We start from the raw sequence: 20,988 nt of genomic DNA on the forward strand, positions 1-20,988 counted from the left end.
CGCTTGTTCTACGAGATCGCTTCGGCCAGGGTGAGACACATGAGCGCCCCGACCGAGCCCCGCACGCCTCTCCCCGCCACACCCACCGCCTCCTCGCCCACGCCCCGCCCGGCTCTCGGCTGGCGCCTGCGCTTCGGCACCCTCTCCCTCGTCTGGGGTTTCAGCTTCCTTCTGATCAAGGTGGGCACGGACGGCTACGCCCCGTTCCAGGTGACGTTCGGCCGGCTGTTCTTCGGCACGCTGGTACTCGCCGCGGCGATGGTCTGGAAGCGCGAGCGTCTGCCGCGCGGGGTCCGCACCTGGGGACACCTCGCGGTGGGAGCCCTGCTCCTCAACGCCCTGCCGTTCTCGCTGTTCGCGTACTCCGAGCTGACGATCCCGTCCACCCTGGCGGGCATCTGCAACGCGACCTCGCCCCTGTGGGGCATGGCTCTGTCGATGGTGGCCCTCTCCGAGGACCGGCCGACCCGCCGTCGGGTCGCGGGCCTCGGCATCGGATTCCTCGGCGTGCTGACGGTGCTCGGCGCCTGGCAGGGCTTCGACGGCCTGGACGCCGCGGGCACCACGATGGCACTGCTGGCCTCGCTCAGCTACCCGATCGGCTGGATCTACATCCGTCGCACGCTGGCCGGCTCCAGCCACTCGCACCTGTCGCTGACCGGCGCCCAGCTGTTCCTCGCGACAGCGCAACTGGCCTTCGTGACACCACTGTTCACGACCACCCCGACCCGCTTCGCGTTCGTCCCGCTCCTCGCGGTGATCGCCCTCGGCACCCTCGGCACGGGCTTCGCCTTCCTCGTCCAGTACGGCCTGGTCTCGGAAGTCGGCCCGACCACCGCCCAGATGGTCACGTACTTCATCCCGGTCATCGCCACGGCCGCGGGCGTCGCGATCCTGAACGAACCACTGACGTGGTCGACCCCGGCGGGCGCCGCGATCGTCCTGACGGGCGCGGCACTGACCCAGTCACGCCCCCGCCGCCCCTACCCGTTCCCGTCACGTACTCAGGGGCTCCGCCCCCGAACCCCCGGTCCTCAAACGCCGGACGGGCTGGAAATCCAGCCCGTCCGGCGTTTGAGGACGAGCGCGCAGCGCGATCAGGGGGCGAGGGGCGCAGCCCCGTGCGTGGACGGGAACGGGTAGGGGCGGCGGGGGCGAAAACCCGACGTGCCCCCACCGGCCGGCACCCCCCTCAGACATACCGCCGCCCCGGCCCAACCCCCACCGCCCCAGCAACCGCATCCGCCAGCTCCCCCACCTCACCAGGCGCAAGCGTGGAAACGGTGATCCGCAACCCAGGCGGCGCGTCCATACGGAACCGCGCCCCGGCAGCCACGGCCCACCCGGAATGCAGCAGCCGCGCAACCGCCCCCGTCTCGTCGGGAACAGGCACCCACACGTTCATACCGCTGCACCCCTGCGCCCCCACCCCCCGCTCGGCCAGCGCACCGATCAACGCATCACGACGGAGCCGATACGCCGACGCCACCACCCCGGTGTTTACGGCCCCGCTCGACCACAGCCGCACCACGACCCGCTGCAGTAACCGGCTGACCCATCCCGGCCCCAGCCGCTGCCGCCCCTGCACCCGGTCCATGGTGACCGGATCGCCGGTCAGCACGGCCAGCCGCAGGTCGGGCCCATAGGCCTTGGCGACGGAGCGGGTGAAGGCCCAGTGCCGGGTCGCTCCGGCCAGCGGATGCAGGGGAAGGTCGACGATCCGATGCCCGTGGTCGTCCTCGACGAGCAGGGTCTCCGGGTACCGCTCCAACACGGCCCGCAGCGCACGCGCGCGCGTGGCGCTCACCGCCGCACCGGTCGGGTTCTGCGCGCGGTCGGTGACGATCAGCGCCCGTGCACCGCCCTCCAGGGCGGCTCGTACGGCGTCGGGCAGCGGCCCCTCGGCGTCGACCCGGACGGGCACGGCCCGCAGTCCGAGGGCGGGGACGAGGTCGAGCACGCTGTGCCAGCCGGGATCCTCCACCGCGACGGCGTCCCCCGGCCTCAGGTGTGCGGCCAGTACCCGCTCGATGCCGTCGAGGGACCCCGAGGCGACCACGATCGGCCCGTCAGGCACTCCGTCCGCGTCCAGGTCGGCGCGGGCGAGCCGGGCCAGTTCCGGGTCCACGGAGGCCTCTCCGTAGAGCGTCGGTTCGCGGTCCGCGAACTCGGCGGCCGACGCGAACGCCGCACCGAGCGAGGGCAGCAGTGCCGGGTCCGGATTGCCGTCCGACAGGTTCCGTACGCCGGGCGGGACGTCCAGCCGGGACAGTTCCCGCGCGGTCGTCACCGGCTTGGAGCGCACACGGCTGCCGCGCCGGCCCGCGGTCTCGATGACTCCGCGTTCGCGCAGGGTGCGGTAGGCAGCCGCGACGGTATTGGGATTCACCTCAAGCCGGGACGCCAACTCCCGCATGGGCGGCAGCAGTTGCCCCGGCTCCAGTTCTCCCGAACCCACCGCGCGCTCGACACTGGCCGCAATCTCGGCTGCGCGCCTGCCTTCGATCCGATACTCTCCTAGCACAAAGCAGAGTATGCACTAGTACAAAAAACAACGCAAGGTGAACGCACCCGCCCCGGCGGACCGCCCCGCGTACCCCGCAACACAGAGCACACAGCGCACACCTGCGAGCACCGACGACGCCCACCTGGAGAACCCCATGACGGAGACGGCCACCCCGCGCCCCGCCACCTACACCCCGACCGACCGCACGGTCCCCACCCGCTCCCGGGAGCGCGCCGCGTACGACCACGAGATGGTGCACGCGATCCTCGACGAGGGGTACGTCTGCCACCTCGGGTTCGTCCGCGACGGGGCGCCCGTCGTACTGCCCACGCTGTACGGACGGGTCGGCGAGCGGCTCTACGTGCACGGCTCGACCGGTTCGCGCCCGCTGCGGATGGCGGGGCAGACCGACCCGGGTCTGCCGGTCTGCCTCACGGTCACCCACGTGGACGGACTCGTGCTGGCCCGCTCGGCCTTCCACCACTCGATCAACTACCGCTCGGTCGTGGTGCACGGCGTGGCCCACCAGGTGACGGACCCGGAGGAGAAGCGGCAGGCCCTGGACGCGCTGGTCGACCACGTGGTGCCCGGCCGCTCGTACGACTCCCGGGCCGCCAACGCCAAGGAGCTGGCCGCGACCTCCGTGCTGTGGCTCGACCTCGACGAGGTGTCGGCCAAGCTGCGCACCGGCGGCCCGAACGACGAGCCCGAGGACCTCGGCCTGCCCCACTGGACGGGAGTCCTCCCCGTCCGCACGACCTATGGAGCCCCCGTGCCGGCCGACGATCTGGCTCCGGGCATCGCGGTCCCGGACTACCTGACGACCCTCTGATGCTCATACATCCCTGGGACGCGCCCCACGACGACTCCGAGTGGCAGCGGTGGCTGGCCGTCCACGACTTCGGGCAGCTCGCGGTGAACGGCCTCCCCGGCGACCCACCGCACGTCCAGCCGCTCCACTTCGTCCACGACCCCGACCGCGGCGAGGTGCTCGCCCATCTGGCCCGGCCGAACCCGCTGTGGCCCGCTCTCCTGGCCGATCCGGTCGTGACCCTGAGCGTGGTCGACGACTACGTGTACGTCCCCGGCCCCTGGCAGGCACCGCTCGGCACCCCTGGCGAGCACGGCACCCCGACGAGTTTCTACGCGGCGGTGCAACTGCGCTGCACCGCGCACGTGGTGGACGACCCCGCCGGGAAGGCCGCGCTGCTGAACCGCCAGGTCGGCCACTTCCAGCCGGAGGGCGGTTCCGCCGAAGCCGCCGTCGGGGAGGACCCGTACGGGCGCCTCCTGCCCGGGATCCGGGGCCTCCGACTCGAAGTGACCGGCGTACGGGCGAAATTCAAGTACGCGAATCACCGTACGGAGGAAGTCCAGGACCGTGTCGCCGCCGAACTGTCCGCGAGGGGTGGCCCCCGGGACGCGGCGGCGCGGGAGCAACTGATGAGGCGCCGCCGGGCCTGACACGGCTCCGGCGCCGGGTCTCCCCCGTGTCCGACCGTGCCGTATGGGCCCTACAGGGGTGGGCCCACACGGCACGGCCCCTAACCGGCGGTACCCCGCCCGGACAGCCGCTCCCTCTCGGCGCCGTCCACGCCGTCCACCCCGTTCACACCGTCCGAGCCGCCCACCCCGGCCACTCCCTGTGCCACCGGAGTCTGCGACCCCTTGGTCGGCGCGGACGTCTGCGCGATGAAGGCACCGCACAGCACCACCGCCCCGCCGATGATCTGGGGCGCCGAAAGATGCTCCCCGAGCAGGATCCAGGCGAGCACGGTCGCGATGACCGCCTCCAGACACGCCACGACTCCGGCCACCTGCGGCGAGAGCCTGCGCACCGCGAGAACACCGGTCACGTAGGCGACGACCGTCGCGACCAGCACGATCCATCCCAGGAGCAGCGAGGCGGCCACGGTCGTCCCGTCCATGTCCGCACCGCCCCCGAGGACCGACCAGTCCATGCCCCACGGCCGGGCCACGAGCGTCAGGACGAACGCGCCGACGAGCAGCCCGTACGCGATGACGCCGAGCGGGGCCGGCGCCTCCTCCCCCGCGTCGCCGCCCTGGTCGGACAGGACGAAGTAACCGACCTGGCAGCACGCGGCGCCGAGCGCCAGCAGCAGTCCGAGGACGTCGAAGCTCAGCCCGGCCCACACCTCGACGACACAGGCGAGACCGCCGACGGCCAGGACGACCCCGAGGGCCGCGGCACGGGTGACGGGCCGGCGCTGCACGAACCGGACCCACCCGAGCACCAGCGCGGGCGCCAGGTACTCGACGAGCAGGGCGACACCGACGGGTATCCGGGAGATGGAGGCGAAGTAGAAGGCCTGGACACCGGCGACGGCCAGCAGTCCGAATCCGGCGAGCAGCGCGGGGCGCTCGCGGACCAGGTTCCGGTGGCGTACCGCGAGCGGCAGCATGACCAGGGCGGCGCCCGCGACGCGCAGCCAGACGACGTGCAGGGGGTCGAGGCCTGCCTCGATCAACGGTTTGGCGGCGACGCCGGAGCCGCCGAAGGCGACCGCCGACCCGAGCGCGAGCCCCAGCCCGACGCCTCTGCCACGGTGGCCCCGGCTGATCTCTGACGTATGCACCGGCACATGATGACAGGCGACGACATGAGCGTCACCCCCGTTGACACCTGTCTCAACGACTGGACGCGCGCATGCCCGTACGCGCCGATCCCGCCGGCGGCCCGGGTTCAGGCTTCGAGGCCGTGACCCCGCTCCGCCACGCCGTCGAGGCGCACCAGCAGTTCCCGGGCGTCGACCCCCGCGCGTCCCAGCACTTCCACGGCCCGCGACTCGGGTTCGGCGACGAGTGCGGCGAGCAGATCGACGCCGTCCGCGAACGGGTCGCCCCGCCGCACGGCACGTTCGTACGCGGAGGCCATGACGCCGGCCGCCACCGGCGACCACCCGTCCCCGGTCACCGTCGGCACGGCGCCGGAGTCCTCGACGGAACTCTGCCAGCGGAGCCCGTAGCCGATGCTGCGCTGGACGAGGTAGCCGAGCAGCCGGGCGACCTGCGGGCCGCTCTCGAAGGCCTCGCGCACCTCGAGGTCCGACTCCAGGAGCGTATGCAGCAGGTGAGCCGTGTCGATCTGCCGGTCACCGTCCCGCAACGCCCTCCTGCGCGCGCTCGCGACCATCGCCGCCAGCTCGGCACTGAGGTGGGCCTCGACATCGGGGCCCACCGGGCCGCGCTCGGCGGCCTGCTGGTGGGGACTGTGGGGAAGGCGGTGTTGCACGTCTCCCACCTCATCAGTCCGCCGGCTTCCGGTCATCCGCGTGGGGAAGCATTTCCACGTCCGACACAGGGTGGGCACCGGTGTCCGGCTCCTCCTCCTTACGGATGACATCACGCTGTTTTCCCCGAAGCAGCGCGCGCCGCTTTGCTCCGCGCCCCATGCGCAACCGTGTCGCTCCGGCGCACGTCCACACGGGCATGGAGAGCAGGTGCTGGCTGGTGGCCCTGCCGTCGGTGGACGGCAGACAGTACGTGTACCGGGTGTACGCACCCGAGGACGCGCTGCTCGCCGACCTGTTCTGGGAGGCGTGGCACTGCCACGACGAAGGGCCCTTCCCGCGCGCGTGGGACGTGTTCGACGCGGCGGTGATACGACCGATGCACTGAGCCCGCCGCCACAGCTCCCCACTCTCTGACGGTTCATCAGTATTGAATGTTCACGGCTCTACGGCTACGTTCCGCGACACCGTAGCCAGCTGCGCCCGGCGCAGCGCCCGAGACAAAGGGGTGGCCGCATGGCCGAAGTCAGCGCGGAAGCACGGATCGAGGCGCCCGCCGAGAAGGTCTGGGCGCAGCTCACGGACTTCCCCTCGCACGGCGAGTGGAACTCCACCCACACCAGCTTCCCCAAGGGCGGCCCCGAGACCCTCGAAGTCGGCGGCACCTTCGAGGAGAACATGAAGCTCATGGGCTTTCCCGCCGAGGTCAACTGGACCATCGAGGAACTGGAGACGGCCCGTACGCTCGCGATCCGCGGCAAGGGACCCATGTCCGTGACGGTCGCCACGCGCTACACCCTGATCCCGGACGGGGAAGCCACCACGGTCCGTATCGACGGCGAGTTCACGGGCGCCGCCGTCTCACTGATGGCGGGCAAACTCAAGGATTCGGCGACGGCCGCCCTCAACGAGTCCCTGCGCAAACTGAGCGGGCTCGTCTCCTGAAGGACGCCCCGCCACCCCCACAGACATCTCCACACGCACGCAGCCCCCACTCCGTCCCCCGGCCGCATGGGGGGTACCTCGAAACCGAGGCACCCCCCTTGTCGCGGCCCACTGTCACGGCCCGTTCGGCCGGGTGAGCCATCAGTCCTCGTCGGCGAGGATCAGATACAGCTTCTTGCGTGATTCGTTGATGACGGCCAGCGCCTTCTCGCGCTGCTCCTTGCTGCCGGTCTTCCAGACCTGCCCGAACGCCTCCATCAGACCGAAGCCGGCCTGCCGGATGTCGCTCAGCGCCTCCCAGTCGACCCCGCGCCCCGCGTCCTCCCAGGGCGCTTCCGCACCCTCGTCGGCCGCGACGCGACCCTCTTCGGTCAGCGAGAACAGCTTCTTGCCGCCCTCGGTCGCACTGCTGATCAGACCTTCGTCCTCCAGCAGCTGAAGGGTGGGGTACACCGAGCCGGGGCTGGGCTTCCACGCCCCGCCGCTGCGCTCGGCGATCTCCTGGATCATCTCGTAGCCGTGCATGGGCCGGTCCTTGAGCAGGGCCAGGATCGACGCGCGCACATCGCCGCGCCGCGCCCTGCCGCGCGGTCCGCCCCGGCCTCCGCGCCCGCCCCAGGGGCCCGGACCGAAGCCGGGACCACCGAAGCCGGGTCCGAAGGGGCCGAACGCCCCGCGCCGGCCTTCGAAGCCGCCCTCACCGGGACCGCCGGGGCCACCCCGGCCGCGTCCACGGCCGTGTCCATGCCCATGACCGGGGCCGAAGCCCGGTCCGTATTCCTCTCCATGGGAACGCATCGCAATCACTCCATTCCATCGTTGATCTGTCGCGATGCGTCAACGATATATCGGAATAGCTCGCCCGACAAGCCCCTACCGACAGAGGGCGGCCAGAAGGCCGACCGGAGAGGGGCGGAAAAGTGGCCGCCCGCCCCGGATTGGCCTTGGCCCGCGCCCGTGAGCAGCACCTACCGTCGGGCGCATGCGGATTCGTATCGTCGACGCCTTCACCGACCGCCCCTTCGCCGGCAACCCGGCCGGGGTCCTCCTCCTCGACGGCTCGGCGTCCTTCCCGGACGACGCCTGGCTGCAGAACGTGGCCCTGGAGGTCAACCACGCCGAGACGGCGTTCGCCCACCCCCTCCCCGAAGGGGGCGGGGCCGACTGGGCGCTGCGCTGGTTCACCCCCGCCGCCGAGGTCGCGATGTGCGGCCACGCGACACTCGCCACCGCCCATGTGCTGGTCACCACGGGAGCCGTACAGGGGCCCGTGCGGTTCGCGACGAGGAGCGGTGTGCTCATCGCGACCCCGAGGGAAGACGGCTCGCTCACGCTGGACTTCCCGACCGCCCCGCTCACCGCGGTCGAGATCCCGGCAGGCGTGGCCGAGGCCCTGGGCGCCGAGCCCCTCTCCACCCATGACACCGGCCCGGACATCGGCGACCTGCTCGTCGAACTCGCCGACGAGAAGACGGTCCTGGGCCTCAGGCCGGACACCGCGTCCCTGGGGCGCCACTCCGAGCGCGGCATCATCGCCACGGCCCGCGCCGAAGACCCCTCCCGGGGCTACGACTTCGTGTCCCGCTGCTTCTTCCCGAACATCGGCATCGACGAGGACCCGGTCACCGGCAGCGCCCACACGGCCCTCGCCCCGTTCTGGTCCGAGCGCCTGGGCCGCACCGAACTCACCGGCCTCCAGGCGTCCGCCCGCTCCGGGCGCGTCCGTACGGAACTCCGGGGCGAGCGCACCCTTCTCTCGGGCCGCGCGGTCACCGTGATCGAGGGCGACCTGCTCGTGTGACCAGCGCGAACCGGCCGCGGAACGGACAAAGGGGCGTACGGCTCACCCGTACGCCCCTCCGCGTGCCCCACCTGGGCCGCGCGTCCCGCATGCCCCGCGTCAATGCACCCGCCGCTCAGGCGGTGGGCAGCCAGTCGACCTTTCCCGCCAGCAGCGCGTACCCCACGAACGCCCCGATGTCGAGGAGCGAGTGGGCGACCACCAGCGGCCCGATCCGGCCCCACCGGCGGTAGAGGTAGACGAAGACCACGCCCATCACCATGTTGCCGATGAACCCGCCGATGCCCTGGTAGAGGTGGTACGAGCCGCGCAGCACCGAGCTGGCCACCAGCGCGGTGAGCGGAGTCCAGCCCAGCTGGGCGAGTCTGCGCAGCAGGTACCCGACGACGATGACCTCCTCCAGGATCGAGTTCTGGAGCGCGGAGAGGATCAGCACCGGGTACTTCCACCACACCTCGGGCAGTGCCTCCGGCACCACCGTGAGGTTGAAGCCGAGTCCGCGCGCCGCCAGATAGAAGGCGATGCCCGTGCTGCCGATGACGGCCGCGATCCCCGCTCCGCGGGCGAGGTCGAACCACGGGCGTGTGCGGTCGAACCCGAGGGTGCGCAGCCCCTTGCCCTCACGGATCAGGAAGTGCGCGACCAGGGCGACCGGCACCAGCGCGGACGCGATCCCGAACAGCTGCCAGGCCAGATCGAGCCAGGGACGGCCCGGGGCGGCCGAGGCGTTGAGCGTGGCCGCCTGCTCCTTCAGGCCTCCCGGTCTGGTGACCGAGCCGACGAAGCTGATCAGCGCCGAGACCCCGCTGGCCCCGAGCGAGACTCCCAGTACGAGCAGCGTCTCGTCGCGGAGGATCCGCCGCCCGGGCTGTCCCTCGGCAAAAGAATCAGCCACCGGCTCCTGCCCCACCTGCACTCATGCCTCCAGTTGCGTAATCCCGTCTCATCCCCATCTTCGCCCCGCTAGGGTCTCGAAAGAAGTTGCGAAGATCGTGCGTGACAGGCCGTCAAGGGACGGACGCCATGTGGGGTGCACATCCCGTGTGCCATACCATTCGGCCATTTCACCGTTTCAACGGCTCCGGGCTCGATCAGGGAGGGGCACCACCGCCATGGGACGTCACAGCTTGCCCGACGGGTTGCGCAGGGGCGGCACCGCCCCCCGGTCACGGACGCGGCACCGCAATGTGGCGCTCGCGACCGCCCTGGTGACGATCCTCGCCGGAGGTACCGTCGCCGCGATCGACAGCGGCCTGCTCTCCTTCGGCTCGTCCTGCTGGGACAGCACCGTACGGCTGAGGATCGCCGCGGCTCCCGGTATCGCGCCCGCGCTCAAGGACGCGGCCGAGTACGCCCGGGACAACGACGTGACGTCCGACGGCAGCTGTCTCGACGTCCGGGTGACCGCCCAGGACACCTACAAGGTCGCCGACGCCCTCCGGTCGAAGCGCAGGAGCGCGACCGAATTCGAGGCCTGGGTGCCGGACTCGGGCATGTGGGTGGACAGGGTCATGGCCGACAACCAGTCGATCCCGGTGACACCCGCGGGCAACGTCGCCTCCTCACCCATCGGTGTCGCCATGGTCCCGTCGGCCGCGAAGTCCCTCGGCTGGCCCAAGAAGACGTACTCCTGGACCGAGCTGGCCGGGGTCACCATGACGAGCGACCGCCTCAAGCTGGGCGCGGGCGACCCCTCGCGCAGCGCCACGGGCCTGCTCGCGCTGACCCAGCTGGCACAGACGGCGGGAAAGGCGAAGGACGGCGACACCCTGGCGGCGGCCACCGCCAAGGCCCTCTCCCAGCGCACCTCCGACAGCGACGGCCAGGTCCTGGACACCCTGCCGCGCGACCTCTCCGGCACCGAGCAGGGCAACCCCAAGCGCAACCAGGCGCTGATCCTCTCCGAGCAGGCGGCGTTCGCGTACAACAAGTCGGCGGACAGCGGCGACGATCTCGACCTCTTCTACCCGAAGGACGGCGCGCCCCGGCTCGACCATCCGTTCGCTCTGGTCGACGAGCCCAACCTGACCACCGACGAGAGCCGGGCCGCGCTGCGGTTCATGACGCTGCTCGGCGAGCCCGACGGGCGCAGGATCCTGGAGAAGCACGGCTTCCGTACGGACGAGGACGAGACCCCGGCCGCGCTGGTCGCCGAAGCCGGCGGCCGGGCCCCGCAGCCGTACCGGGAGGTGCCCGAGAAGCCGGCCACGGACAAGGAGATCGAGGAAGCGCTCGGCATGTGGACCATCACAGTGCAGAGTGCCCGCCTCACCACGGTCGTCGACGCCTCCTCGTCCATGTCGGACCCGGTGCCGGGCACCAGCGAGTCCCGGATGGACGTGACCAAGGCGGCGCTGCTCCAGGCCCTGGCCACGTTCACCCCGGAGGACGAGATCGGGCTGTGGAAGTTCTCCAGGAGGATCGACGGCAAACGCGACTACCGCGTCCTCGTACCGACCGACCGGCTCGGCGACCAGGTGGAAGGCAGCACCCAGCGCGAGCGGCTGTCGGCGGCCTTCAGCGGCCTCAAGCCGGTCAAGGACGGCGCGACCGGCCTGTACGACACCACGCTGGCCGCGTACAAGGAGGCCGTGGCGTCCTACACGAAGGGCAAGTTCAACGCGGTGGTGCTGCTCACCGACGGGGTGAACCAGGACGCCGGGAGCATCTCGCGCGCCGGCCTGGTCGCCGAACTCCGCAAGATCGCCGACCCGGAGCGTCCCGTGCCCCTGATTGCGATCGCCGTGGGCCCTGAGGCGGACAAGAAGGAGCTGAACGAGATCGCGGAGGCGACCGGCGGCTCGGGACACCTGGTCACCGACCCGTCCCAGATCCACGCGGTGATCCTGAAGGCCGTGGTGAAGGCGGGCGACTCGGCCTGACCCGCCCTCACCCCGACGGACCTCACCTCAGCGGAACCGCCGGCTCCGGCAGCCCCACCGGCCAGGTGTGCACCGGCTCACCGAGGTGCATCAGCTCGCTGTACCGCTTCGTCGTGGCGGCCAGCGCCGCGTCCCGCCCCATGTTGCCCTCCAGCGCCCTGTGGAACGTACGGGACTGCCAGGAGGCTCCGTTGACCCCGCGCTTGCACCGCTCCTCGATCACCCCGAGGTAGAGGTCCCGGTCGGCGGGCTCGATGCCCCACGCGTCCAGCCCCGCCGCCGCGAGCGGCAGCAGTTCGTCGCGCACCAACTGCACCCCGGGGACGCGCGTGACCCCGCCGTACCGGCCGGGCCGCGGCCACTCCAGGTGCGCGTCGATGCCGTACCGGCAGGCCTGGTCGAAGTTGGCGGCGGCGGCCTCGAAGGGCAGCCGGGTCCAGACCGGCCGGGCCTCCGCGGCGAGGGCGCGCACCAGCCCGTAGTAGAAGACCGTGTTGGCGACGACGTCGATCACCGTGGGGCCCGCGGGCAGCACACGGTTCTCGACCCGCAGATGCGGGACGCCGTCGGCGATGCCGTACACCGGGCGGTTCCAGCGGTACACGGTGCCGTTGTGGAGCACGAGTTCGGCGAGCGTCGGGATGCCGCCCTCGTCGAGGACGCGCGTCGGGTCCTCGTCGTCCCGCAGCGGCAGCAGGGGAGGGAAGAACCGCAGGTTCTCCTCGAAGAGGTCGTACGCCGAGGAGATCCAGCGTTCGCCGAACCAGGTGCGCGGCCTCACCCCCTGCGCCTGGAGCTCGGGCGGGCGCGTGTCGGTGGACTGCTGGAACAGCGGGGGCCTGGACTCGCGCCACAGCTCACGGCCGAAGAGGAACGGCGAGTTGGCGCCCACGACGATCTGTGCCGCCGCCGCGACCTGCGCGGCGTTCCACACGTCGGCGAACCGGTCCGGTGTGACCTGAAGATGCAACTGCACAGACGTGCACGCCGCTTCGGGCGCGATGGACGCCGAGGTGCACGTGAGCCGCTCCACGCCCTCGATGTCCAGGGTGAAGTCCTCACCGCGGGCCGCGACGATCTGGTCGTTGAGCAGCGTGTAGCGGTCCACGTCCGAAAGGTTCGCGGAGACCAGGTCGTCACGGGCGAGGGTCGGCAGAATACCGATCATCACGATTCCGGCATCGACCTCTTTCGCCTTCCGGTGGGCATACGCGAGAGAGGTGCGCAGTTCCTCGGCGAGCCGGTCGAATACCCGGCCTTCGAGCCGATGGGGAGCAATGTTGACTTCCAGATTGAACATGGCGAGTTCTGTTTGGAAATCGCGGCTGGCGATTCGTTCGAGTACTTGCGCATTCATCATTTTCGGCATGCCGTCGGGGCCCGCGAGATTCAGCTCGACCTCCAGACCCATGAGATTCCTGGGCCGGTCGAACCGCTCCTCCGCCAGCAACCGCGCCAGCCCCTCCAGGCACTGCTGAAGCTTTTCTCGGTACCGTCGGCGGTCGGACAGACCGATCGTCCCCGCCACGACCTTCTCCCCCATCGAAGCTTCCCTCCTCGACTGGGCCGCCCGAAGAACCGGCCGCCGGTGTTCCGGGTCACGGGGGATGATGCCCAGGCAATGTGATCGATAACGCCCCGGACCTGCCCCCCGGGCACTACTCTGGACTCAGCTCTCGTCGGGCACATTCACCAGGCATGAGGCGCCCCATTTTTCTTGACGGCCGACTCTGTCGTGAAAAACGCCGACGAGAACCGGCCGTCCCCTTCGGAAGAGTATTCCGAGGTCATCGACGGGTACCCGCCGAGAACCAGGACCAAACACACGTATCGGCGACCTAATTGTCTCTTGCACTTAATGCGCGGAACAGCTAGCTGAAACACGGCCTGAACACGTGTCGTATAAACTCCGCGAACGAGGCAGAGAGTTGGCGCTCGTGGTCGCAGGGCCTGTCGTCGAGGTGACGGCATCAACCCGAGGGGCGGCCCGTGCGGCGTCCTGTGCGTGCGATCGCAAAGTCGCCGGATGGATCTTGTAGCGAAGCGAGGCTACCGGACCCCTCCGGCCTCTCGGCGAGCATGCGTGCCGGACACCGCGCGGCAGGCATCACTTCGGCGACAGGCCCTATGCCCCCGCCCCTTTGACCCCGAGAGCTGACAGCGCCGTCCGCCCCCGCCCCCGCGCCACCATGCCTGTCGAATGAGAGGCGACCCACCATGCCGCTGCACGTCCCTCCGGCTCCCGCGCCGGCATTGCGCACCGTCCTCACGGCCCTCGGTTCCCCGACCGCGGTCCGTGAAGCCCGTACCCCGTCACTCCGCGACACCCAGGGACCCCTCACCGCCGAACTCCCGCTGCCCGTCCACGTACTCGACCGAATCACCCCGGCGGGCACCTCGGCCACCCGGCTCGCCGGATGGCGGTTCCTCATCCGCTGCCACGAACGCGCGGTGGCTGCCGCGGACACCAGGATGACCCCCGACGGCTGGGCCTTCTCCCACTTCTTCGAGGGCCCGTACGTCACCGCGACCGAGCGCGCCCTGCGCCAGGCCGAGACCATGCAGGGGTCGTACCAGCCACGCCTGCTCTCCGTACCCGAGCTCTACATGCTCACGCTCTGGCTGCACGGCGACTTCACCGCCGACGGCACGAAGGGCCACCTCGCCGCCACCGACCTGCTGGTGCCCCTGGCGCCCGCCCCGCCCGGAATCGCCGCCCACCGCCCGCACCGCGCGGCCGAACTGCTGCCCGTACTGACCAACCGGCTCGCACCCGCGGCCACCCCACTGCTCGGTTCACCCGCCTGAGCGCACCTTGGTCCCACCGCCCCGCGGCCATCACCCCGGCCGCGGGGCACATTGCTGCGCGGACGTCGCTCGGAGTGACACGTGCAAGACACAGTGCACGCCCGGCCCGTCCGGACTAGCCCCATCCGACCATTGCGAACCACCCGAAGGGACACCCCAGTTGAGATGAACCGTCCGCACGGGTGATGCGTCATCAACCTGTGAGGAGCGCTGGCGTCAAATCCCTGCGGATTGACGCCCATAGGGCAACACTGGGTTCCGGACCATCTGACAAACGGGGGGCGGCCATGGACGCCAGTTCGAGCCGCGGAACAGACACCACATCGAGCACCGACCTCACACCGAAGCGAAAGATCCCATCAATGTGCCAGCACCAGCGACCGTGCCCGACAGCCGACTCCGCCGACCGGGAGGCAGCGCTCCTTGTGGCGCACCACCCGGAGCAGGGATGGAGCCTGCTGTGCAACGGCGTCCTGCTCTTCGAGGACACCGGTGAGCTTCTGCCGGACGGCCGGATCATCGCGCCGCACCGGCCGCTGGCCCTTGATGTGATGACCGCCGCCTGAGCGGCACGGCGCGGCGACGGGAACGGACAGCGGGGCCGGCCCCGGGAAGCACTCCCGGAACCGGCCCCGACGCATGTCCGGCGTGACCGGTGCGTGATCAGTCCTCGTAGGCGTCCAGCGGCGGGCAGGAACAGACCAGGTTCCGGTCGCCGTACGCCTGGTCGATCCGCCGCACCGGCGGCCAGTACTTGTCGGCGGCCGAGACCCCGGCCGGGAACACGGCCTCCTCGCGGCTGTACCCGTGCTCCCACGTGTCGCCGAGGGCGGCGGCCGTGTGCGGGGCGTTGCGCAGCGGGTTGTCGTCCGCCGCCCACTCGCCCGAGCCGACCTTCTCGATCTCCGCGCGAACGGCGATCATCGCGTCGCAGAACCGGTCGAGTTCGGCCAGGTCCTCGCTCTCGGTGGGCTCGATCATCAGCGTGCCGGCCACCGGGAACGACATCGTCGGCGCGTGGAACCCGTAGTCGATGAGCCGCTTGGCGATGTCGTCGACGCTCACACCGGTCGCCTTGGTGAGCGGCCGCAGGTCGATGATGCACTCGTGCGCCACGAGCCCGCCGGGACCGGTGTAGAGGACCGGGAAGTGCGGCTCAAGGCGCTTGGCCACGTAGTTGGCGCTGAGCACGGCGACCTGCGTGGCCCGCTTGAGCCCTTCCCCGCCCATGAGCCTGACGTACGCCCAGGAGATGGGCAGGATGCCCGCGGAGCCCCAGGGAGCAGCGGAGACCGGGCCCACGCCCGTCTCCGGCCCCGCGGCGGGCTGCAGCGGGTGGTTCGGCAGGTACGGCGCCAGGTGCGCGCGCACTCCGACCGGGCCGACGCCCGGACCGCCGCCGCCGTGCGGGATGCAGAAGGTCTTGTGCAGGTTGAGGTGCGAGACGTCGCCGCCGAAGTGCCCCGGCTTGGCGAGCCCCACCAGCGCGTTGAGGTTGGCGCCGTCCACGTAGACCTGCCCGCCCGCCTCGTGCACCTGGGCGCAGATGTCGGCGACGTGCTCCTCGAACACCCCATGGGTCGAGGGGTACGTGATCATCAGGACGGACAGCTCGTCACGGTGCTGCTCGATCTTGGCCCGCAGGTCCGCGACGTCGATCTCGCCGTCCTCGGCGGTCTTCACGACGACGACCTTCATCCCGGCCATCACGGCGCTGGCGGCGTTCGTGCCGTGCGCGGACGACGGGATGAGGCAGACCGTGCGCTGCTCGTCGCCGTTGGCCCGGTGGTAGCCGCGGACGGCCAGCAGACCGGCCAGTTCGCCCTGCGAACCGGCGTTGGGCTGGAGCGACACGTTGTCGTAGCCCGTCACCTCGGCGAGGCGCTCCTCCAGCTCACGGATGAGCGTGAGGTAGCCCTGCGCCTGCTCGGCGGGCGCGAAGGGGTGCAGCTGCCCGAACTCGGGCCAGGTGACCGGCTCCATCTCGGTGGTCGCGTTGAGCTTCATGGTGCACGAGCCGAGCGGGATCATGCCGCGGTCGAGCGCGTAGTCGCGGTCGGCGAGACGGCGCAGGTAGCGCAGCATCGCCGTCTCCGAGCGGTACAGGTGGAAGACCGGGTGCGTGAGGTACTCGTCGGTGCGCAGCAGCGGGGCCGGCAGCGTGTCCTCGGCGGTCCCGTCGAGCGCGGCCACATCGCCGTCGACGCCGAACGCCGACCAGACGACGCCCAGTTGGGCCCGCGTGGTCGTCTCGTCGCAGGACAGGGAGAGGTGGTCCGCGTCCACCAGGTGGAGGTTGACCCCGCCCTGGCGGGCGGCGGCGAGCACCTCGGCCGCCCGGCCCGGCACCCGCACGGTGAGGGTGTCGAAGTACGCCTCGTGGACGACCTCGACCCCGCCCGCCCGCAGACCGGCGGCAAGGATCGTGGCGTACCGGTGGGTACGCCGGGCGATGCCCTTCAGCCCCTCGGGACCGTGGTAGACGGCGTACATCCCCGCCATCACCGCGAGCAGCACCTGAGCCGTGCAGATGTTGCTGGTCGCCTTCTCCCGGCGGATGTGCTGCTCACGCGTCTGCAGGGCCAGGCGGTACGCCTTGTTGCCGTCCGCGTCCACGGAGACACCGACGAGCCGGCCGGGCAGGCTGCGCGCGAACTTCTCCCGTACGGCCATGTATCCGGCGTGCGGCCCGCCGAAGCCCATCGGCACACCGAAGCGCTGTGTCGTACCGACGGCGATGTCGGCGCCCAGCTCGCCGGGCGAGGTGAGCAGCGTCAGGGCGAGCAGGTCGGCGGCGACGGTGACGACCGCGCCCAGCTCGTGCGCCTGCTCGACGACGGGCCCCAGGTCCCGCACGGCACCGGAGGCGCCGGGGTACTGCAGGAGTACGCCGTTGATCTCACGCCCGGCCAGCCCCGCGGGGATGCCGTCGCTGAGGTCGGCGACGACGACCTCGACGCCGGTGGGCTCGGCGCGGGTCTCTATCACCGCGATCGTCTGCGGCATGGTGTCCGCGTCGATCAGGAAGAGGCCCTTCTTGTTCTTCCCCATGCGCCGCGACAGCGCCATGGCCTCGGCGGCGGCCGTGCCCTCGTCGAGCAGCGAGGCCCCGGAGGTCGGCAGTCCGGTCAGCTCGGCCACCACGGTCTGGAAGTTCAGCAGGGCTTCCAGCCGCCCTTGCGAGATCTCCGGCTGATACGGCGTGTAGGCCGTGTACCAGGCCGGACTCTCCATCACGTTGCGCAGGATGACGGGCGGCGTGAACGTCCCGTAGTAACCGAGCCCGATCATCGAGTCCAGCACCTGGTTGCGATCCGCGAGGGAACGCAGCTCGGCCTGCACCTCGGCCTCGGTGCGGGCGCCCGGCAGTTCGAGCGCGTCGGCGTTCTTGATCACATCCGGCACCGCGGCGGCCGTCAGCTCGTCGAGCGAGCCGTACCCCACCTGCGCGAGCATCTTGGCGCGGGCCTCGGAGTCGGGCCCGATGTGACGCTGCTCGAAGGGGATTCCCTGTTCGAGCTCGGAGAGCGGAATACGGTGGACGGTCATTGCGGAGGCCTCCTGGTCTGACGACCTTCGAGGGGCACCACTGTGTGGGTGCCCGAACGGCCTCCCCCTCTGTCATCTCAACCTGAGAGCTTCACCGGCCCGCCATGAAGGCGCACCGGCTTTCACCGTCGGTGAGAGCGGAGCCCGTCGAATACTCGAACACCCCTCTGCTTTCCAGAGTGACCTCGTCCATGCGGTACGTGTGCCTGAGAGATTCCGGGGAGGATTTGCTCCTTCGGCGCCTCCGATGAAGCCTGGAGGACTCTCCCGCACGGGGTCAGCAGCCGTCGCCCAGCCTACCAGCGGGGTTCCCTCAAGTGGCCGCCCACCTCAAAGTGCTCTTTCGTAGTGCTTACGGATGAGTTGCGAGCAGCTGGAGGGCCCGTGCAGACCGACATCGATCCGCGCAACCTGATAGGCCGCAAGGCGTTCGACCGCAACGGCACGAGGATCGGCACCGTGGACGAGGTTTACCTCGACGACGCGACCGGCGCACCGGAGTGGGCGGCGATACGCACCGGGCTGTTCAGCCGGGACGCCTTCGTCCCCCTGGAGCCCAGCGAAGTGATCGCCGAGTCCCTGCACGTCCCCTTCGAACGCTCCCTGATCAAGGACGCCCCCGACTTCGGCGTGGGCCGCCACCTCTCCCCCGAACAAGAACTGCAGCTCTACCACCACTACGGCCTGGACGTATCCCCAGCACCCCCCTTCCCAGACCGAGACTTCGGCCACCTGGCCAACACGGACGACCCCACCTGAAACCCGCTTCGAGTTCTTCAGAGCAGAGGCGCGCGGAACGACGCAATCCCATGGCTCTCCAGGGACGCGGGGAACGGCGCAGTCTTCTGGTTCTTCAGGGGCGCGGGGAACGGCGCAATCTTTTGCCTTGACGGGGCCGCAGGCAACGACGCGATCCCGCCCACTCAGGGGCGCGGGGAACGGCGCAGTCTTTTGCTTTTAGGGGCGCGGGGAACGGCGCGGCCAGCCACAACGAACCCGCACCCTCACAACGCACCCCCACCCCCCTCCCCACGCCCCGAACCCCCCGCAGGCCCCACAGGCAACCCCTCAACCAAAGGCAACGGCTCCGCCGACTCCAACCCAGGATCGTCAACCCGAAACGTCTTCACCCGCCCCGGCACGGACCCCGGCGTCTCGAACCGCACAGTCACCCTCCCCAGCCCACTCCCCTGCACCCACCCGTGCCCGAACTCGACATGCCGTACATCGTGCCCCGCCCGCCACACCCGCTCCGCGGGCCCAGCCACCGCGGACTCCTCGACGGAAACGCCGGCGCCGACAGCGCCCGCCCCGGCCTCCTCCGGCAGCTCCCCCGACGCCACATCCTCCACCCCCGCGGCAGCGGCCTGCGCCTGCGCGAAAAGATCCTCCTGCGTGTAGTCGGCAAGCCCGGTCACCCCCACCCCCAGCAACCGCACACCCCCGGTGGTGTCCACCGCCTCCAGCAGCCGCGCGGCAGCCTCCCGCACCACCCCGGGATCGTCCGTGGGCCCCCGCAACGTCTCGGACCGCGTCAGCGTCGAGAAGTCGTACCGCCGCACCTTCAGCACGATGGTCCGCCCGGACAGATGCGCCCCCCGCAACCGCTGAACGCACCGGTCCGCAAGCCGCTGCACCTCCATGCGCACCCGCACCCGGTCGTGGATGTCCACGTCGTACGTGTCCTCGACGGAGACCGACTTGGTGTCCCGTTCGGCCACCACGGGCCGCTCGTCGCGCGCCAGCGCCATCGCGTACAGGCCGAGCCCGTGGGCCTTCCCCAGGAGCCGTACGAGCTCGTCCTCGCCCGCCTCCGCGATCTCCCCGACCGTGCTGATCCCGCCCCGCCGCAGATGGTCGCCGGTGGCGGGCCCCACCCCCGGCAGGATGCGGACCGGCATGGGCGCGAGCAGCGCCCGCTCGGTGCCCGGCTCTATGAGCACGAGTCCGTCCGGCTTGGCCTGCTCGGAGGCGATCTTCGCGAGCATCTTGCAGGCCGCGAGACCCACGGACCCCGTCAGCCCGGTGACGGCCCGGATGTCGTCGCGCAGCTTCCGACCGGCCAGCAGCGCCGATCGCTCGTCCCAGGCCGTCTCCCCGGCCTCCAGATCGACGAACGCCTCGTCCAGGCTCAACGGCTCCACCAGCGGCGACAGCTCCCGCAGCAGCCCCATCACCTGCTCGCTGATCTGCCGGTAGAGACCGAAGCGCGGTACGAGATACGCGGCGTTCGGCGCCAGACGGCGGGCCTGCGCCATGGGCATCGCCGAATGCACCCCGAAGACCCGCGCCTCGTACGAACAGGTGGAGACCACACCACGCGGTCCGAGGCCGCCCACGATGACCGCTTTCCCGCGCAGGCTCGGCTTGGACGCCTGCTCCGCCGAGGCGAAGAAGGCATCCATGTCGAGATGCAGGATCGTGGGTGTGGTTCTCACATGTCCGATGCTGCCCTACGCCACTGACAATGCCCCGGCCCATCGCCCCACGAAGCGCCACGGGACCGCCGGCACGGCCTCTGGGGCCGCCTCAGACCGCCCGGTTGCGCCGCCGTGCCAGTTCGTCCGCCGGATTGGCGCCCACGAGCGTCTCGCCCGTGTCCACACGCTCTCCGTGCAGCTGTGAGAGCGCGCTCTCCACGTCCCGCCACACCACACCCACGGCGATGCCGAAGATGCCCTGGCCGCCCTGGAGGAGTGCGTGGACCTCGTCGGGCGAGGAGCACTCGTAGACCGTCGCGCCGTCGCTCATCAGCGTCATCCGCTCAAGGTCGCAGGAGCCGCGCTCCTTGAGATGCTGGACCGTGGTGCGGATGTTCTGCAGCGAGACCCCCGTGTCGAGGAACCGCTTGACGATCTTCAGGACGACCACGTCCCGGAAGCTGTAGAGCCGTTGCGTCCCCGACCCGTGGGCGGGCCGCACGCTCGGCTCGACCAGCCCGGTCCTGGCCCAGTAGTCCAACTGCCGATAGGTGATCCCCGCGGCCGCGCAGGCCGTGGGCCCGCGATAGCCGATCTCGTCGGACGCCACCTCGCCGTCCCCCGGCACCGCCGTCGGCCGCTTCACGTGATCGGCCGCGCTGCTGTGAAGCGGGTACGGGCCACTGTCTCCCAGACCTCGTCCGGGAGCACCCCCAGCCGTACCGTCGCCGCTGCTTCTCACGCCGACCTCCGTCCTTGACCTGCCTTCACGACGGTAGGCAGTCACCAGGGGCTCGTCAACGATCGCCACACTCGGCACGCCGGG

19 protein-coding genes and 1 riboswitch are annotated in these 20,988 nt (G+C 70.7%); of the genes, 10 read left to right on the forward strand and 9 right to left on the reverse strand.

Annotated elements, in window-relative coordinates; all coding sequences use genetic code 11:
* Positions 1-39 precede the first annotated feature (39 nt).
* On the forward strand, positions 40-1,143 hold the full coding sequence (locus ACZ60E_RS42245) for a DMT family transporter (protein WP_469447563.1): 1,104 nt from the start codon (positions 40-42) through the stop codon (positions 1,141-1,143).
* Between the two features lie 49 nt (positions 1,144-1,192).
* On the opposite strand, the gene ACZ60E_RS42250 is transcribed toward ACZ60E_RS42245, so the two are convergent.
* Complete coding sequence (locus ACZ60E_RS42250; RefSeq protein WP_469447565.1) at positions 1,193-2,524, reverse strand: aminotransferase class I/II-fold pyridoxal phosphate-dependent enzyme; 1,332 nt, start codon at positions 2,522-2,524, stop codon at positions 1,193-1,195.
* 136 nt (positions 2,525-2,660) lie between these two features.
* On the opposite strand from ACZ60E_RS42250, the gene ACZ60E_RS42255 reads away from it, so the two are divergent.
* Positions 2,661-3,338: a pyridoxamine 5'-phosphate oxidase family protein gene (locus ACZ60E_RS42255; protein ID WP_469447595.1), complete on the forward strand. Its 678-nt coding sequence runs from the start codon at positions 2,661-2,663 to the stop codon at positions 3,336-3,338.
* Positions 3,338-3,970: an FMN-binding negative transcriptional regulator gene (locus tag ACZ60E_RS42260; protein WP_469447567.1), complete on the forward strand. Its 633-nt coding sequence runs from the start codon at positions 3,338-3,340 to the stop codon at positions 3,968-3,970. The genes ACZ60E_RS42255 and ACZ60E_RS42260 overlap by 1 nt, the downstream gene beginning before the upstream one ends.
* 80 nt (positions 3,971-4,050) lie before the next feature.
* Here ACZ60E_RS42260 and ACZ60E_RS42265 read toward each other — a convergent pair whose 3' ends face one another.
* Entirely contained in the window at positions 4,051-5,109 is a 1,059-nt protein-coding gene (locus tag ACZ60E_RS42265; protein WP_469447569.1) for an EamA family transporter, read from the reverse strand.
* A gap of 101 nt (positions 5,110-5,210) precedes the next feature.
* Entirely contained in the window at positions 5,211-5,759 is a 549-nt protein-coding gene (locus ACZ60E_RS42270) for a Clp protease N-terminal domain-containing protein (RefSeq protein ID WP_469447571.1), read from the reverse strand.
* A gap of 197 nt (positions 5,760-5,956) precedes the next feature.
* On the opposite strand from ACZ60E_RS42270, the gene ACZ60E_RS42275 reads away from it, so the two are divergent.
* Both ACZ60E_RS42275 and ACZ60E_RS42280 read left to right on the forward strand, forming a co-directional pair.
* Entirely contained in the window at positions 5,957-6,145 is a 189-nt protein-coding gene (locus ACZ60E_RS42275; protein ID WP_469447597.1) for a hypothetical protein, read from the forward strand.
* A 128-nt stretch (positions 6,146-6,273) separates the two neighbouring features.
* Positions 6,274-6,702 carry a type II toxin-antitoxin system Rv0910 family toxin gene (locus tag ACZ60E_RS42280; protein ID WP_385837646.1) on the forward strand — a complete coding sequence of 143 codons (429 nt, stop codon included), beginning with the start codon at positions 6,274-6,276 and terminating at the stop codon, positions 6,700-6,702.
* 141 nt (positions 6,703-6,843) lie between these two features.
* On the opposite strand, the gene ACZ60E_RS42285 is transcribed toward ACZ60E_RS42280, so the two are convergent.
* A complete protein-coding gene (locus ACZ60E_RS42285; RefSeq protein WP_469447573.1) occupies positions 6,844-7,500 on the reverse strand; it encodes a PadR family transcriptional regulator in 657 nt (218 codons plus the stop codon).
* Between the two features lie 184 nt (positions 7,501-7,684).
* Here ACZ60E_RS42285 and ACZ60E_RS42290 point away from each other — a divergent pair, with 184 nt between their 5' ends.
* Complete coding sequence (locus ACZ60E_RS42290) at positions 7,685-8,503, forward strand: PhzF family phenazine biosynthesis protein (RefSeq protein ID WP_469447575.1); 819 nt, start codon at positions 7,685-7,687, stop codon at positions 8,501-8,503.
* Positions 8,504-8,618: 115 nt separating this feature from the next.
* On the opposite strand, the gene ACZ60E_RS42295 is transcribed toward ACZ60E_RS42290, so the two are convergent.
* Entirely contained in the window at positions 8,619-9,419 is an 801-nt protein-coding gene (locus ACZ60E_RS42295) for a CPBP family intramembrane glutamic endopeptidase (protein WP_469447577.1), read from the reverse strand.
* A gap of 196 nt (positions 9,420-9,615) precedes the next feature.
* Between ACZ60E_RS42295 and ACZ60E_RS42300 the strand changes: the two genes are divergently transcribed.
* Positions 9,616-11,385: a substrate-binding and VWA domain-containing protein gene (locus ACZ60E_RS42300; RefSeq protein WP_469447579.1), complete on the forward strand. Its 1,770-nt coding sequence runs from the start codon at positions 9,616-9,618 to the stop codon at positions 11,383-11,385.
* A 22-nt stretch (positions 11,386-11,407) separates the two neighbouring features.
* Here the strand turns inward: ACZ60E_RS42300 and ACZ60E_RS42305 are convergent, their stop codons facing one another.
* Positions 11,408-12,928: a glutamate-cysteine ligase family protein gene (locus tag ACZ60E_RS42305; RefSeq protein WP_384815013.1), complete on the reverse strand. Its 1,521-nt coding sequence runs from the start codon at positions 12,926-12,928 to the stop codon at positions 11,408-11,410.
* Positions 12,929-13,602: 674 nt separating this feature from the next.
* Here ACZ60E_RS42305 and ACZ60E_RS42310 point away from each other — a divergent pair.
* Both ACZ60E_RS42310 and ACZ60E_RS42315 read left to right on the forward strand, forming a co-directional pair.
* Positions 13,603-14,193, forward strand: a complete 591-nt coding sequence (locus tag ACZ60E_RS42310) for a hypothetical protein (protein ID WP_453795737.1) — start codon at positions 13,603-13,605, stop codon at positions 14,191-14,193.
* Between the two features lie 362 nt (positions 14,194-14,555).
* Positions 14,556-14,759: a DUF5999 family protein gene (locus ACZ60E_RS42315; RefSeq protein ID WP_107018633.1), complete on the forward strand. Its 204-nt coding sequence runs from the start codon at positions 14,556-14,558 to the stop codon at positions 14,757-14,759.
* Between the two features lie 97 nt (positions 14,760-14,856).
* Here ACZ60E_RS42315 and gcvP read toward each other — a convergent pair whose 3' ends face one another.
* The gene (gene gcvP / locus ACZ60E_RS42320) at positions 14,857-17,742 is read right to left on the reverse strand and encodes an aminomethyl-transferring glycine dehydrogenase (RefSeq protein WP_469447582.1); all 2,886 of its coding nucleotides are present in this window, start codon (positions 17,740-17,742) and stop codon (positions 14,857-14,859) included.
* Positions 17,743-17,926: 184 nt separating this feature from the next.
* A riboswitch (glycine riboswitch) is annotated at positions 17,927-18,022 on the reverse strand.
* Positions 18,023-18,126: 104 nt separating this feature from the next.
* Here gcvP and ACZ60E_RS42325 point away from each other — a divergent pair.
* Complete coding sequence (locus ACZ60E_RS42325; protein ID WP_385837655.1) at positions 18,127-18,501, forward strand: PRC-barrel domain-containing protein; 375 nt, start codon at positions 18,127-18,129, stop codon at positions 18,499-18,501.
* Between the two features lie 245 nt (positions 18,502-18,746).
* On the opposite strand, the gene ACZ60E_RS42330 is transcribed toward ACZ60E_RS42325, so the two are convergent.
* Positions 18,747-20,180: a DNA polymerase IV gene (locus ACZ60E_RS42330; protein ID WP_469447584.1), complete on the reverse strand. Its 1,434-nt coding sequence runs from the start codon at positions 20,178-20,180 to the stop codon at positions 18,747-18,749.
* A 91-nt stretch (positions 20,181-20,271) separates the two neighbouring features.
* The gene (locus ACZ60E_RS42335) at positions 20,272-20,904 is read right to left on the reverse strand and encodes a MerR family transcriptional regulator (protein WP_385837658.1); all 633 of its coding nucleotides are present in this window, start codon (positions 20,902-20,904) and stop codon (positions 20,272-20,274) included.
* Between the last annotated feature and the right edge of the window lie 84 nt (positions 20,905-20,988).

The organism is Streptomyces sp. NPDC102514, from assembly GCF_055584525.1.